This window comes from Cupriavidus sp. IK-TO18, assembly GCF_015549295.1.
Taxonomy (GTDB): domain Bacteria; phylum Pseudomonadota; class Gammaproteobacteria; order Burkholderiales; family Burkholderiaceae; genus Cupriavidus; species Cupriavidus oxalaticus_A.
This window is the reverse complement of the sequence record NZ_JADGMP010000012.1, coordinates 291,646-305,750: the sequence shown is the minus strand read 5'-3', so window position 1 is coordinate 305,750 and position 14,105 is coordinate 291,646. Positions and strand designations below refer to the sequence as shown.

General features: G+C 68.6%; 16 protein-coding genes. 13 read left to right on the top strand and 3 right to left on the bottom strand.

The features are described from left to right. The 4 genes from flhF to IPF36_RS11415 all read left to right on the top strand — a co-directional run bounded on the left by flhF (position 1) and on the right by IPF36_RS11415 (position 4,402). Positions 1 to 2,340 (top strand): flagellar biosynthesis protein FlhF, encoded by a 2,340-nt coding sequence (gene flhF, locus IPF36_RS11430; protein ID WP_195427991.1) that lies wholly within the window; start codon positions 1 to 3, stop codon positions 2,338 to 2,340. Positions 2,341 to 2,351: 11 nt separating this feature from the next. Beyond that, positions 2,352 to 3,146 carry a flagellar synthesis regulator MotR gene (locus IPF36_RS11425; protein ID WP_195428004.1) on the top strand — a complete coding sequence of 265 codons (795 nt, stop codon included), beginning with the start codon at positions 2,352 to 2,354 and terminating at the stop codon, positions 3,144 to 3,146. A gap of 102 nt (positions 3,147 to 3,248) precedes the next feature. Next, positions 3,249 to 3,965 carry an RNA polymerase sigma factor FliA gene (locus IPF36_RS11420; RefSeq protein ID WP_195427990.1) on the top strand — a complete coding sequence of 239 codons (717 nt, stop codon included), beginning with the start codon at positions 3,249 to 3,251 and terminating at the stop codon, positions 3,963 to 3,965. Further along, positions 3,965 to 4,402, top strand: coding sequence for a flagellar protein FlhE (locus tag IPF36_RS11415; protein ID WP_195427989.1), 438 nt, complete (start codon positions 3,965 to 3,967; stop codon positions 4,400 to 4,402). Before IPF36_RS11420 ends, IPF36_RS11415 begins: the two co-directional genes overlap by 1 nt. A 96-nt stretch (positions 4,403 to 4,498) precedes the next feature. On the opposite strand, the gene IPF36_RS11410 is transcribed toward IPF36_RS11415, so the two are convergent. The 3 genes from IPF36_RS11410 to flgA all read right to left on the bottom strand — a co-directional run bounded on the left by IPF36_RS11410 (position 4,499) and on the right by flgA (position 6,255). After that, complete coding sequence (locus IPF36_RS11410; protein WP_135703494.1) at positions 4,499 to 4,957, bottom strand: flagellar protein FlgN; 459 nt, start codon at positions 4,955 to 4,957, stop codon at positions 4,499 to 4,501. A 7-nt stretch (positions 4,958 to 4,964) separates the two neighbouring features. Beyond that, positions 4,965 to 5,273: a flagellar biosynthesis anti-sigma factor FlgM gene (gene flgM, locus IPF36_RS11405; protein ID WP_133093411.1), complete on the bottom strand. Its 309-nt coding sequence runs from the start codon at positions 5,271 to 5,273 to the stop codon at positions 4,965 to 4,967. A gap of 172 nt (positions 5,274 to 5,445) precedes the next feature. Then, complete coding sequence (flgA, locus tag IPF36_RS11400) at positions 5,446 to 6,255, bottom strand: flagellar basal body P-ring formation chaperone FlgA (protein ID WP_135703495.1); 810 nt, start codon at positions 6,253 to 6,255, stop codon at positions 5,446 to 5,448. A gap of 230 nt (positions 6,256 to 6,485) precedes the next feature. Between flgA and flgB the strand changes: the two genes are divergently transcribed. The 9 genes from flgB to flgJ all read left to right on the top strand — a co-directional run bounded on the left by flgB (position 6,486) and on the right by flgJ (position 13,958). Continuing rightward, complete coding sequence (gene flgB / locus IPF36_RS11395; protein WP_135703496.1) at positions 6,486 to 6,893, top strand: flagellar basal body rod protein FlgB; 408 nt, start codon at positions 6,486 to 6,488, stop codon at positions 6,891 to 6,893. Positions 6,894 to 6,927: 34 nt separating this feature from the next. Beyond that, positions 6,928 to 7,335 (top strand): flagellar basal body rod protein FlgC, encoded by a 408-nt coding sequence (gene flgC, locus IPF36_RS11390; protein ID WP_029048751.1) that lies wholly within the window; start codon positions 6,928 to 6,930, stop codon positions 7,333 to 7,335. 38 nt (positions 7,336 to 7,373) lie between these two features. Then, the gene (gene flgD / locus IPF36_RS11385) at positions 7,374 to 8,045 is read left to right on the top strand and encodes a flagellar hook assembly protein FlgD (RefSeq protein ID WP_135703497.1); all 672 of its coding nucleotides are present in this window, start codon (positions 7,374 to 7,376) and stop codon (positions 8,043 to 8,045) included. 66 nt (positions 8,046 to 8,111) lie between these two features. Next, positions 8,112 to 9,374 (top strand): flagellar hook protein FlgE, encoded by a 1,263-nt coding sequence (flgE, locus tag IPF36_RS11380; RefSeq protein WP_195427988.1) that lies wholly within the window; start codon positions 8,112 to 8,114, stop codon positions 9,372 to 9,374. 44 nt (positions 9,375 to 9,418) lie between these two features. Next, positions 9,419 to 10,162: a flagellar basal-body rod protein FlgF gene (gene flgF, locus IPF36_RS11375; protein ID WP_195427987.1), complete on the top strand. Its 744-nt coding sequence runs from the start codon at positions 9,419 to 9,421 to the stop codon at positions 10,160 to 10,162. Between the two features lie 89 nt (positions 10,163 to 10,251). Next, a complete protein-coding gene (gene flgG, locus IPF36_RS11370; RefSeq protein WP_063240993.1) occupies positions 10,252 to 11,037 on the top strand; it encodes a flagellar basal-body rod protein FlgG in 786 nt (261 codons plus the stop codon). An 11-nt stretch (positions 11,038 to 11,048) separates the two neighbouring features. Beyond that, positions 11,049 to 11,747 carry a flagellar basal body L-ring protein FlgH gene (flgH, locus tag IPF36_RS11365; RefSeq protein ID WP_133093405.1) on the top strand — a complete coding sequence of 233 codons (699 nt, stop codon included), beginning with the start codon at positions 11,049 to 11,051 and terminating at the stop codon, positions 11,745 to 11,747. After that, complete coding sequence (locus IPF36_RS11360; RefSeq protein WP_133093404.1) at positions 11,731 to 12,900, top strand: flagellar basal body P-ring protein FlgI; 1,170 nt, start codon at positions 11,731 to 11,733, stop codon at positions 12,898 to 12,900. The genes flgH and IPF36_RS11360 overlap by 17 nt, the downstream gene beginning before the upstream one ends. Positions 12,901 to 12,902: 2 nt before the next feature. After that, on the top strand, positions 12,903 to 13,958 hold the full coding sequence (gene flgJ / locus IPF36_RS11355) for a flagellar assembly peptidoglycan hydrolase FlgJ (protein WP_195427986.1): 1,056 nt from the start codon (positions 12,903 to 12,905) through the stop codon (positions 13,956 to 13,958). Positions 13,959 to 14,105 lie beyond the last annotated feature (147 nt).

The window sequence follows — 14,105 nt, the reverse complement described above, 5'->3', positions numbered from 1 at the left end:
ATGAGCGTAGCTAAATTTGTCGCCGCCAACGGCCGTGAAGCCATGCGCCAGGTGCGCGAAGCCATGGGCCCCGATGCCGTGGTGCTGTCCAACCGTACCGTAGAGGGCGGTGTCGAGATCGTCGCGATGCGCGATGCCGACCTGGGCAGCGTATCGGCCAGCGCGCAGGCCTATGTGCCGCCCGCGCCGGCGGCGGAGCCTGCAGCCATTGGCGACCTGCGCGGCGAGCTGCAGTCGATGCGCGCGATGCTGGAGCGCCAGCTTGCCGGCATCGGCAATGCGCCCACCGCGGCGGGCCACGGCGTTGCCGCCAGCGACCCGCTGCGCGAATCGCTGTTCGAATGGATGGTGGGGGCCGGCTTCTCCGGCCAGCTGGCGCGCACGCTGCTGGCACGCCTGCCGCTGGGCTACGACCGTCCGGCCGCGATGACCTGGATCCGCAAGGAGCTGGCCAGCAAGGTGCCGGTGCTGGGCGACGAAGACCAGCTGTTCGCACAGGGCGGCGTGCTGGCGCTGATCGGGCCCACCGGCGTGGGCAAGACCACCACCACCGCCAAGCTGGCGGCGCGGTTCGTGCTGCGCCACGGCGCCGACAAGCTGGCGTTGCTGACCACCGACAGCTTCCGTATCGGCGCGCATGAACAGCTGCGCATCTATGGCGACATCCTCGGCGTGCCGGTGCATGCGGTGAAGGACGCCGCCGACCTGCGCTTCGCGCTGGCGGCAATGAAGGACAAGCACCTGGTCATCATCGACACCGTCGGCATGAGCCAGCGCGACCGCAGCCTGTCGGAGCAGATCGCCATGCTCGCCGGCGTGCCCGCGCCGGTGCAGCGCGTGCTGCTGCTCAACGGCGCCAGCCACGGCGACACGCTCAATGAAGTCGTGCATGCCTACCGACACGACGCCGCGCCCGACGATGGCGGCATCGACGGCTGCATCATCAGCAAGCTGGATGAAGCTACCCACCTGGGCTCGGTGCTCGATGTGGTGATCCGCCATCGGCTGCCGGTGTTCTACGCCTCGACCGGCCAGCGCGTGCCCGAGCACCTGGAGCTGGCCAGCAGCGCCGCGCTGGTCGAACGCGCTTTCCTGACACCGCGCCGCGGCTCGGTCTTTAACGATGCCGACGTCGCGCGCCGCCGCCACGCGGCAGCGGACGATCAGTCCGGGAAGGGCGGGAAGGGCGGCGCCGAAGACGTGCTGCGCTCGCTCACCGACAGCGCCGATGCGCTGGGCCAGTGTGTCGCGGAACTCAACGGCGCGGGCCTGGGCTTCGACCTGGCGCGCTCGCTGTGGCAGCAGCGCACCGCGGGCGATACCGCGCTGCGCGCGATGGCGCAGCAGGTGCGCGAAGCGGTCTGCCGCGACGTCAACCGTGCCTGCGACCAGTACGTGCTGGCGCTGGCGGCCACGCTGCCGGTCAGCGTGCCCGGCCGCCGCACGCCGCAGCCGCTGCAGCACACGCTGTGGCTGGGCGACCGCGACGGCACGCCGCTGGCCGCCACCGTCACCGCCGCTGGCCGCGCCGGCCAGCCGCTGGGCGAGGCCGACGCCGAGGCCGCCAACCTGCGCGCCGCCATGAGCGCTGCGCGCAGGGTGGTCAACGTGGTCGACGCGATGCCGTCCGCCGCCACGCTGGCGCGCTGGCAGCAGGCCGGCGAACGCTGGATCGCGGGCGCGCGCAAGACCGTGCGCGTGGTGGGCGCAGGCGCCGCCTGGAAGCTCGATGCACTCGCCGATACGCTGACCTTCCACGCCATCGGCGACGCCATCGTGCGCGAGCGCGACGCGGTGCGCTGGCTGGCCACCGCCGACGTGCGCGTGCCCGACAGCCCCGCGCGTGGCAAGGGCGCTCCCGAAGGCGGCATCGATGCCTGCCTGGTGGTGGTGCGCCTGGTCGACCGCGCCAGCGGCGAGCTGCTCGATACCCGTTATCTGCTGTGCGACCCGGCGCTGGCGCCGGATGCAGCACAGGTGGCGCACTGGGCGCCATGGTCGGATACGGCCGAAACGCGCCTGCGCACGCTGCGCCATGCCATCGACCACTTCGCGCAGGATGCCGAAGCCGGCCACGCCGCCAGTGCCGCGCTCGCGGCGCTGCAGCTTGGCCTGTCGGTGCTGTGCCTCGAACACGCGCCAACCGCGACCGCGCCGGCGTTCCTGGCACGCCTGGCCGGGCGCACCGTGCGAGCCGGCACGGCGGTGCCGGGCACCGTGCTCAATGAAGGCATGGGCCGCATGCTGGCGCTGCTCGACGTGCTGGAGAATTACTCCGGCCGCGCCGCGGCGGCACCCGCTGTCGCGGAAGCGGCCGATGTCATGGGAGCCCTGCAGTGAGCACGCTCGCCATGGACCAGGCGGAAAGCCTGCGGCGCATGCTGGCGCCGCGCACCACGCGCCGCATCGCCGTGGTCGCCAGCGAACGCGGTGCCGGCGCCACCACGGTGGCGCTGGGCCTTTCGCACGCGCTTGCGATGCAGGGCGAGCGCGTACTGCTGCTCGACGAAGACCCGGCCACGGCGCGCGCGACCAGGCTCGCCGGCGCGACCCCGGCCGGCACGCTCGCCGACGTGCAGGAAGGACGCCTGCCGCTGGAAGCCGCGGCGGGCGTCGGCACCGGCGGCGCGGTATCGGTGCTGCCGGCCGGCCGCCAACGCGCGGGGCTCGACGTGCCCGCCGCGGCGCTGTCGGCCTTTCGCAGCGTGCTGGTCGATGCCACCGCCGATGCCGACGGCGCGCTGTCGCCCTTTGCCGGCGGCGCGCACAACGTGGTGATCGTGATGCGCCCGGAGCTGGCGTCGATCACCGCCGCCTATGCCTGCATCAAGCGCCTGCATCACCTGTATGCCTGGCGCCGCTTCTACCTGGTGGTCAACATGGCCGCCACCGAAGCCGCCGTGCAGGCGATCCTGCGCAACCTGGCGCGTACCGCCAGCCAGTACCTCGGCGTGGAAGTGCTGCGCGCCGGCTGGCTGCCGGCCGACCCGCTGGTGGCGCGCGGCGTGCAGCTTGGCCGCTGCGTGGTCGAGGCCTTCCCGGCAGCACCCGCGACCAGCGCGCTGCGACGCACCGCCGGCAGCATCGGCGGCTGGCCGCTGCGCGCCGAGGCGCCGGCCCCTGCCGCGACGCCGGTGCCGGCGTGAGCGCCACCCGAGCCATGCCTTACCAACGAACCAGACCCTGAGCCAGCCGGCGCGCCGCGTGGCGTGCCCGTCCAGCAATCCAGCATTCACGAGAATTGCACCATGTATACGATCCAGGGAAAGCTCGACCAGGCCGATGTGGTCAAGGCGCACGCACAGCTGGTGCGTCGCATCGCCTTGCAGCTGGCCGCCAAGCTGCCTGCCAGCGTGCAGATCGACGACCTGATCCAGGCCGGCATGATCGGCCTGCTCGACGCCGCCAAGCGCTATGAAGACACCCACGGCGCGCGCTTCGAGACCTACGCCAGCCAGCGCATCCGCGGCGCCATGCTCGACGAGGTGCGCGCTAACGACTGGCAGTCGCGCAGCCTGCGCCAGTTCACGCGGCGCATCGAACGCACCCAGCGCTCGCTCGAGCAGAAGCTCGGACGCACGCCGCTCGATTCCGAGGTGGCCGAGGCGATGGAGATGCCGCTGGGCGAATACCAGGTCCTGCTCAACGAGGTCTATGGCTGCCAGCTGCTGCATTACGAGGATTTCGAGCGCTCCGGGGAAGAGGATTTCCTCGACCGCCATCTTGGCGGCAGCGACGACGGCAATCCGCTGACGGTGCTGATGGAAAGCGGCATGCGCCAAGCGCTGATCCGCGCCATCGACCGGCTGCCCGAGCGCGAGAAGCTGGTGCTGTCGCTGTGCTATGACCAGGAGCTGAACCTGCGGGAGATCGGGGCGGTGCTGGATGTGACCGAGTCGCGCGTGTGCCAGATCCGGGGGCAGGCGATTACGCGGTTGCGGAACCAGTTGCGTGGGTTGTTGTGATGGGTGTTGGTGGCCTGCTTGCCCGCGGCGCCGGCGTCGTGCTGCTCGCTGCGTCGGCTTGTGCCTGGGCGGCGATCGAAGGTGGGACACGGCATGCGTGGACCGGGTCGGTCAATGGGCCGGCGTTGCATGGGCGGGGGCAGCGGGCGGTGTCGGCGCCGATTCAGCCTGTGGGGGTGTTGCCGCAGGCTGAAGGGGTGATTACGACGGTGCGGTGGCGTTACAGCTTTGCGCAGACGCCGCCGGCCGAGTTGCAGGCATATTTGTGCAATGCGCAGCGGTGTGTGATGTTGCCCCAGGCCGAGGGGCTAACGTCCGCGTTCTCCGGCGATGATGCTACCAAGGGGTTTGTGTTTGCGTTTCGGGTGCCGGGGCAGGGGAGTCTGGTGCCGGTTTTGCAGGGGCGGAGTAATGAGGTGGTTGTGGGCTTTCGGTAGGCATCTGTTCTAGGTGCCTGGCTGGCCACCAGATGGGGACCTATCCGCAAGGCACGCAACAAAAAGCCGATGCCGGTCCGCAACGCAAAACCCAAATCAGCCTGCCGCCAGGCTCACCCCCCCAACCCCGGTCGCCGCCTTCCCATCCTTCCCATACAACCCGGCATCCCCGCCACTATGCTGCCGCAGCGCCTGAATCGCCTGCTGCGTGAAATCGAGATGTGCCTTGATGACCGCGCCATTCAGCGCATTGCCATCCCGCGTCACCCGCGCAGCAAAGATCAGCTTGCGCCAGGCCTCCGCCACGCCGGCATCGAGCCGGCCAAGCAATTGCCCGTCCGCGCCAGCACGCAGGCCCAGCGCCTGCATCTGCGCTTCCCGCGCCCGGACCTGCCGCGACAGCCCCTGACCCACTTCCACCTTGCGCGTCAGCAACTCGCTGAGCGCAGTGAAATCCCCGCGCTTGATGGCATCTCGCTCTTGCGCAAGAAGTTGCCCGAAAGCTTCAACACCTTCGGTTTCACGCTGCAGGGACTGGATCAGGCTTTGGCTCATGATTTGGCTATTGAGGGTCGGCCTGGCCTAGCTCGCGCAAGCTGGCGAGCAGGCCATCGGCAATCTTGCCCGGGTCGATCTTGATCCGGCCTTCGGCGATGGCCTGGCGGATTTCTTCGACCTTGGCGGTATCGATATCGTCGTCGGTTTCCTGCGCCAGGCGGCTGCTGATCTCGCGCACCTGTGCGGCCAGCGGACTGACGCTCAGCCCGGAGGACGGCGGGGCGGCGCTGGCCGGTGCGGCCTGGGGCCGGGCGGCGGCGTCGCCTGCGGGCGCGTCGGCGGGCCGGGACGAGGTGGAATGGTTGATCTTCACGGGCGTTCCTTGCTGGTTTCCTATGGCATTACGGCCGTGGCGGGGAAATCTTTAGGGAACGTGCCCCAGGGGTGCGTCCCATATCGCCCGCAAGGCTGGACCGGCGGCATTTTCGCATGCCGCGGTGCCATCGGAATCCGGCTGCCAGCCACGATCGGCAGACTCGAAGTGCTTATTGCAGCACGACGGTATCACCGCTGCGCACCAACCCGTTGACCACCTGGCCGTTGCGCAGGCGGACCTGCACGGTATTGCCGGTGGCGGCGTCGGCCAGCACCTTGCCCTCGCTGGAGATCTGGAACGCCTCACCCTCGACCGACACCGTGACGGTCTGTCCCTGGCGCACCGCGATGGCCTTGCGCAGCAGGTCGCTGCGCATGGGCGAGCCGGCGGCGATGCGGTTGGCGGCGACGGCGCCGGCGAGCTGGGCCGGGTCGGTGATGACCGCGCGCGGCAAGGTGGCAAGGTCGCCCTGGCGCACTTCGATATCGGCCTGGCTGACCGGTTCGCCCGGACCCAGGGCGCGCGACGCGACGTAATAGTCGGTCAGCACCGATACGCGCGCCTGCATATAGCGCACCCACGGCCGCTCGCCGCCACAGCGCACGCCGACCGAGACCCGCCCCCACGGCGAGGCGCCGGCGGGCAGAAATGGGTCGGGCGATGCGCACTCCGGCGCGCGGCCGCCCGACGGCGGAGCCACCTGCACGCTGACCTTGCCGGGCAGGCCGGCGGTCTGCTGCAGCAGGAAGCGCTCCACGGCAGCGCGTGCGGGATCCTCGGTGAAGGGGCTTGCAGCGGCCGCGTGCTGGCCGGCCGCCGGTGCCTGCATGGCGACCGGAGTGACCTGCGCCGGCGCAGCGCCGGCGGCCCCGGCAAGGCACAGCAGGCCTGCCGCCAGCAGGGTCTGCGCCTTGCGCGGGCCGTTGCGGCGGGAATAGCGGCCGAGGGTGCGTCGGAGGGAGCGGCGATTGGGGTTCATCTGGTCTTCCCGGCAAGGACGGCGGGGCCTGCGCTGGCATGCCCGGCGCGCTGCCCCGTGACCGGCGGCGCGCCCCGTCTACATCAGTCATCGGGTTCCGATTGTAGGCAGCGCCTCGCGCGAGGGCGTGCCGAAATGCAAGGATTTCCCGTCCTTATTCATCCGATTGGCGCCACCGGCCCCCGCCTAAGATGGCACCCCTGAAGAAGGTCGTCCAGGGAGATGCCAGCATGATCGACAGACTCGACGCGTCGCTACGCTTCCAGCAGGAAGCGCTGAGCCTGCGCAACCAGCGGCAATCGGTGATTGCCTCCAACATCGCGCACGCCGATACCCCGGGCTACAAGGCCCGCGACTTCGATTTCGCCAGCACGCTGGCGCAGTCCGTGGAACGCGGCCATCGCAACGAAGGCATGTCGCTGTCGACCACCCAGGTCCGCCACCTGCCCGCGCAGGCGCCGACCCGCGAGGCGTTCGATCTGGCCTACCGCATTCCGCTGCAGTCCAGCGTCGACGGCAACACCGTTGAAATGGATGCCGAGCGCGTGGCCTTCGCCGACAACGCGGTGCATTTCGAGTCGGGCCTGACGGTGATGAACTCGAAGATCAAGACCATGCTGGCGGCGATCCAGCAATAAGCGAGCAACAGATCCAGCAGCAAGGAGGGAGCGCATGCCGGCAATGAACATCTTCGACGTCGCGGGCTCGGCCATGGCGGCGCAGTCGCAGCGCATGAACGTGACCGCGTCCAACCTGGCCAACGCCGACAGCGTGGTCAGCCCGGACGGGCAGGCCTACCGTGCCAAGCAGGTCGTGTTCGGCATGGCGCCCACGCCCGGCCAGAGCGACGTCGGCGGGGTACAGGTGGCCGGCATCAGCGAAGACCCTTCGCCGCCGCGCATGGTCCACAACCCCACGCATCCGATGGCGAACGCGCAGGGCTACGTGGTCATGCCCAACGTCAACCCGGTGGAAGAGATGGTCAACATGATCTCGGCCTCGCGCTCGTACCAGGCCAATGTCGAGGTGCTCAACTCCGCCAAGAACATGATGCTCAAGACGCTGACGATCGGCCAGTAACGGCCCTCGACGAGCTAAGGAAAGAGGAACCGCGCGACATGACAACCACTTCTTCGGTCAACAGCAACAGCAGTACCACCAACATCAACGATGCTCTGAAGAACAGCAGCGCCAGCGCCGCCGACCTGCAGAACAACTTCCTGAAGATGCTGGTGACCCAGCTCAACAACCAGGACCCGCTCAAGCCGCTGGACAACTCGCAGCTGACCTCGCAGCTGGCGCAGATCTCCACCGTCAGCGGCATGCAGACCATGAATGCGACCCTGTCGCAGCTGCTGAACCAGGTCAGCGCCAGCCGCGCGATGGACTCCGCCGCGCTGATCGGCCGCACGGTGATGGTGCCGGGCAAGCAGGTGTCGGTCGAAGGCGGTGTGCCCTCCAGGTTCGGCGTCGACCTGCCGTCCACGGCGGACGCCGTCACGGTCGACGTGCTCGACGACAAGGGCAACGTGGTGCGCACCATCGACATGAAGGGCCAGACCTCGGGCGTGCACGACGTGGCGTGGGACGGGAAGAACGATGCCGGTGTCGCGGTCGCGGACGGCGAATACACCTTCCGCGTCAACGCCACAGCCAACGGCACCTCGGTGCAGCCGGTGGCGCTGGTCTACGGCAAGGTACAGAGCATCAGCGGTGACGCGTCCGGCGTGCTGGTCAACCTGGCCGACGGCCAGGCAGCGAACGTCGACGAGGTGCGGCGCATTCTCTAATCGCAGGCGCTGGCGCATGCTGCGCGCACCGGCATCAACGACAGCCAAGTCAAAAGGAAGATATCCATGGGTTTCGGTCAAGGGGTAAGCGGCATCAACGCCGCGGCAGCCAATCTGGATGTAATCGGCAACAACATTGCCAATGCCAACACGGTCGGCTACAAGCAATCGAGCACGCAGTTCGCCGATGTCTACGCCGGCAGCAAGATCGGCCTGGGCACCACGGTGAACTCGGTGGTCCAGTCGTTCAAGCAGGGCAATATCGAGGCCTCCGGGCGATCGCTGGATGTGGCCATCACCAATGGCAGCGGCTTCTACCGGCTGGTCGGGACGGATGGATCGGTGCATTTCTCGCGCAATGGGCAGTTCCTGCGCACGGATGACGGCCGCATCGTCAACGCGCAGGGCCTGCAGCTGACCGGCTATCCGGCAGCCGCGGCCGGCGGCGGCGCCACGCCGCAGCCGCTGGTGGTATCCAATGCGCAGATGCCGCCCCAGGAAACCACCGACATCACGGCGCAGTACAACCTCGATTCGCGCAGCACCGTGCCGACGACCGCGTTCGCCAGCACGCCCGGCAACCTGCCTGACTCGTCGATGTACAACTACAGCACCAGCATGACGGTGTACGACTCGCTCGGCAATGCCAGGCAGGTGGTTGCCTATTTCGGCAAGGAGATGGGAGGGGCGCCGACGGTGCCCGGCGGCACCGATTGGGTGCTGAACGTGACCGACGAGGCCGGCAACCGGCTTGGAATCGGCGATGCCGCCACGACGCCGCCCACCCCCGCCGGCCAGACGGTCACGCTGGCGTTCGACAGTGCCGGCAAACTGGTCTCCACCAACCCCGCCTCGTTCGCATTGACCTCGCCGGCGGCAAACGGCGCCGGCGCCATGTCGATGAAGGTAGACCTGGCCGGCACGACGCAATTTGGCTCCGACCACGACGCCAAGCCGCCCCAACAGAATGGCTATGCCTCGGGCAGCCTGCTCGGCTTCTCGATCGAAGCCGACGGCACCATCCGCGGCAGCTACTCGAACGAGCAGACCCAGGAACTCGGCACCGTGGTGCTGGCCAGCTTCGGCAACGCCGAAGGCCTGCGCGCCGAGGGCGGCAATACGTGGGCAGCCACCGGCGCCTCCGGCCAGCCGGTCATCGGCACGCCGGGCGGCGCGCGCGGCCAGCTGATGTCGAACGCCAATGAAGCGTCCAACGTCGACCTCTCCGCCGAGTTGGTCAACCTGATCATCGCCCAGCGCAACTACCAGGCCAACGCCAAGACCATCGAGACGCAGAACCAGGTCATGCAGTCGCTGGTGAACATGTAAGGCACGACGCGTCGCGTGAAGAGCAAACCAGCTGAGGCAAGTCGATGGACCGTATGATCTATACCGCCCTGTCGGGCGCCAAGCAGATACTCGACCAGCAGGCGGCGGTATCGAACAATCTGGCCAACGTGTCGACGCCCGGGTTCCGCGCGCAGGTCAACCTGTACCGCGCGGTGCCCGTGGTCGGTGCCGAGGCCGGCACGCGCGCCTTCACGCTGGCCTCGACGCCCGGCGCCGACATGCGCGCCGGTCCGTTGACCTACACCGGCCGCAATCTCGACGTGGCGCTGCAGGGCAACGGCTGGCTGGTGGTGCAGGCGCCTGATGGCTCCGAGGCCTATACCCGTGCCGGCGCGCTGCAGGTCGCGCAGGACGGCCAGGTGCAGACCCTGTCCGGCCTGCCGGTGATGGGCGACGGCGGCCCGCTGGCGGTGCCGCCGGGCTCGCAGGTCACCATCGGCACGGATGGCACCATCACCGCGCGCGGCCCGGGCGAAGCATCGGCTGGCCTGGCCCAGGTAGGCAAGCTGCGCGTGGTCAACCCGCCCAACGACGCCATCGCGCGCGGCGACGATGGCCTGTTCCGCCTGCGCCCCGGCGCGCAGCCGCTGGAAGCCGACCCCACCGTGCGCGTGATTTCCGGCGCGCTCGAGGGCAGCAACGTCAACCCGACCGAAGCCATGGTCGAGATGATCGCCAATGCGCGCCGCTTCGAGATGCAGATGAAGATGATCCAGGGCGCGGACGGCAACGAGCAGCGCGCCAACCAGCTGCTGTCGACCAACTGACGCGGCGGCAAAACAGAACCGAGCGCGGCGCGCCGATTGCACGCCCCTCGCTCCAGCTACCAGCTACAAGACTCCCAGCAAGGACCACCATGATCCGCTCTCTCTGGATTGCCAAGACCGGCCTCGATGCGCAGCAGACGCAGATGGACGTGATCTCGAACAACCTGGCCAACGTGTCGACCAACGGCTTCAAGCGCGGCCGCGCGGTGTTCGAGGAACTGATGTACCAGACCATCCGCCAGCCCGGCGCGCTGTCGTCGGACCAGACCACGCTGCCCTCGGGCATGCAGCTGGGCACCGGCGTGCGCCCGGTCGCGACCGAGCGCATTCACACACAGGGCAATCCGCAGCAGACCGGCAACAACAAGGACGTGGCCATCATCGGCCAGGGCTTCTTCCAGGTAGCGCTGCCCGACGGCACCACTGCCTACACCCGCGACGGCTCGTTCCAGGTGGACCAGAACGGCCAGCTGGTGACGTCCAGCGGCTTCGTGATCCAGCCCGCCATCACCATCCCGGCCAACACGCTGTCGCTGACGGTGGCGCGCGACGGCACGGTGTCGGTGACGCAGCCGGGCTCGAGCGCCAATGTGCAGGTCGGCCAGCTGCAGCTGGCCACCTTCATGAACCCGGCCGGCCTGGAAAGCATGGGCGAAAACCTGTATGTGCAGACCGATGCTTCGGGCGCGCCCAATACCACCGTGCCGGGCCTGAACGGCGCCGGCGTGCTGCAGCAGAACTACGTGGAAGCGTCCAACGTCAACGTGGTGGAAGAGCTGGTCAGCATGATCCAGACCCAGCGCGCGTACGAGATCAACAGCAAGGCAGTGCAGACTTCAGACCAGATGCTGCAGCGCCTGGCGCAGATGGGTTGAGAGTTGTGGACATGGCCACCTTGCTTTCCCGCCTGGGCGCGCATGCGCTGGTTTGCCTGGCCGGCGTGGCAATGCTGGCCACGAGCGGCTGTGCGCTGGTGCCGCGCGAGCCGCTGGTGCAACTGCCCACCACCGCGCGCGCCGAGCCGCGCCCGGTCGGGCCGGCTTCCGGATCGATCTACCAGTCGTCGTATGCCGGCAACCCGCTGTTCGAGGACCGCCGCCCGCGCAACGTGGGCGACATCCTGACCATCGTCATCACCGAGAACGTCAACGCCAGCAAGAACTCCGGCACCAATACCAGCCGTAGCGGCAGCACCACGCTGACGTTCGATGCCGTGCCGCGCGCACTGGGCGGGCTGTTCGGCGCCAGCCAGAACGCCGACATCAATGGCGGCAACAACATGAAGGCCAGCGGCGGCGCCAGCGCGGCCAACACCTTCAACGGCACTATCACCGTCACCGTGCTGGAAGTCTTGCAGAACGGCAACCTGGTGGTCTCCGGCGAAAAACAGATGGCGATCAACCAGGGCGCCGAGTTCATCCGCTTCTCGGGCGTGGTCAACCCGCGCACCGTCACCGGCGACAACGCCGTGCTGTCCACGCAGGTGGCCGACGCGCGCATCGAGTACACCGCCAAGGGCGTGATCGACGAAGCGCAGAACATGGGCTGGCTGCAGCGCTTCTTCCTCAATGTCTTACCGTTCTGACCGCGCCATGTCCGCTTCCATGCTCGCCTATTTCCTGTCACGCCTGCTGCGCGTGAGCGTGATCAGCCTGGCGCTGGGCGTGGCCTTCGGCGCCTTCGCCACCGCTGCCAAGGCCGAGCGCCTGAAGAACCTGGCCACTTTCCAGGGCGTGCGCGACAACCCGCTGGTGGGCTACGGCCTGGTGGTCGGCCTGGACAACACCGGCGACCAGACCATGCAGACGCCGTTCACCACGCAGAGCCTGACCAACATGCTCTCGCAGCTGGGGATCACGCTGCCGGCCGGCAAGAACATGCAGCTCAAGAACGTGGCCGCGGTGATGGTCACGGCCACGTTGCCCGCGTTTGCGCAGCCGGGCAGCCAGCTTGACGTGGTGGTGTCGTCGATGGGCAATGCCAAGAGCCTGCGCGGCGGCACGCTGCTGATGACGCCGCTCAAGGGCGCCGACGGGCAGGTCTACGCCATCGCGCAGGGCAACATGCTGGTGGGCGGCGCGGGCGCGTCGGCCAACGGCAGCAAGGTGCAAATCAACCAGCTTGCGGTGGGCCGTATCGCCAACGGCGCTATCGTCGAGCGCGCGGTCGCGCCGTTCCAGCCGGACGGCGGCGTGCTCAACCTGGAGCTGAAGGAAACCGATTTCGGCACCGCCGAGCGCGTGGTCGAAGCCATCAACCGTTCCATGGGCGGCGGCGTCGCCGCGGCGCTCGACGGCCGCACCGTGCAGGTGCGCGCTCCCGCCGCGCCGAGCGCGCGCGTGGGCTTCCTGGCCCGCATCGAGAATATCGACGTGACCCCCGCCAAGGCCGCGGCCAAGGTCATCCTGAACGCCCGCACCGGTTCGATCGTGATGAACCAGGCGGTGACGGTGGAAGACTGCGCGGTCGCGCACGGCAACCTGTCGGTGGTGATCAACACGCAGCCGGTGATCAGCCAGCCCGCGCCATTCAGCGAGGGCCGGACCGTGGTGGCGCCGGTGTCCCAGATCGACATGAGGCAGCAGGGCGGCTCGCTGCAGGTGGTCAGGGCGGGCGCCTCGCTGGCGGCCGTGGTCAAGGGCCTGAACGCGCTGGGCGCGACCCCGGCCGACCTGCAGACCATCCTGGAAGCGATGCGCGCCGCCGGTGCGCTGCGTGCGGAACTGGAAGTGATCTGATCATGAGCGCGTCCATGCCACCGCAGGCCGCGGACCTGACGCAGCGCTTCGCGCTCGACACGCAGGGCTTCGAGGCGCTCAAGCACAGCGCGCGCAACGGTGCCGACGCGGCCACCCTGCAGGCGGCCGCCAAACAGTTCGAGGCGGTGTTCACGCAGATGGTGCTCAAGAGCATGCGCAATGCCACGCCGCAGGATGGACTCTTCGACAACGAGCAGAGCAAGCTCTATATGTCGATGATGGACCAGCAGCTCGCGCAGCAGATGTCGTCGCGCGGCATCGGGCTGGCCGAAGTGATGGTGCGCCAGCTGGCGCGCGCCGCGGGCACGCCGATGCCCGCGGGCATGAATGCGATGACGGCGGCCGAGTCCGGCCGTGCCGCCGATGCCGAGATGGCTCGATTGCTCGACAGCCGCGGCGCGGCCTCCGCCGGCGGCAATGAAGCCGCGGACCTGCCTGCTGTCGGCACGGTGGTGCTGGGACAGAACTGGAACCCAACCGCGGGCTTGCGCCAGTACCAGTCGCAGTTCTACGGCGACCGAAGCCAGGACGGGCAGGACGGCCAGGGCGGCGAAGTGCTCGGCCCGCTGCCTGCCGATGCGCCCGCCCACGTCAGCGCCTTTGTCGCGCGCATGGCGGCGCCGGCCGAAGCCGCATCCCGTGCCTCGGGCGTGCCGGCACGGCTGATCGTCGGCCAGGCGGCGCTCGAGTCGGGCTGGGGCCAGCGCGAAATCCTGCATGCCGATGGCTCGACCACCTTCAACGTGTTCGGTATCAAGGCCGGATCGAGCTGGAAGGGCCGCGTGGCCGAGATCACCACCACCGAGTACGTCGACGGCCAGCCGCAGAAGGTAAAGGCGAAGTTCCGCGCGTATGGATCGTATGACGAGGCCTGCGCGGACTACGCGCGGCTGCTGACCAATAATCCGCGCTATGCCGGCGTGGTGAGCGCGGGGTCGGCGGAGGAGGCGGCGCATGGGTTGCAGCGTGCGGGGTATGCGACGGATCCTGCGTACGGGCACAAGCTGGTGAAGATCATGAAAAAGGTGGCGGTTTAACGCGCAGGCCGTGGCTGACCGCCGGAACGAGGCTTCCCTCTCCCGCGAAGTGGGAGAGGGGAGCAAACCGCCGCAAGTTGCGCGGCATATGGACCTCAAGGTCGCGCGCTATCCCCGCACGTCAGCCTAAAGTCCTACCTCAAATCG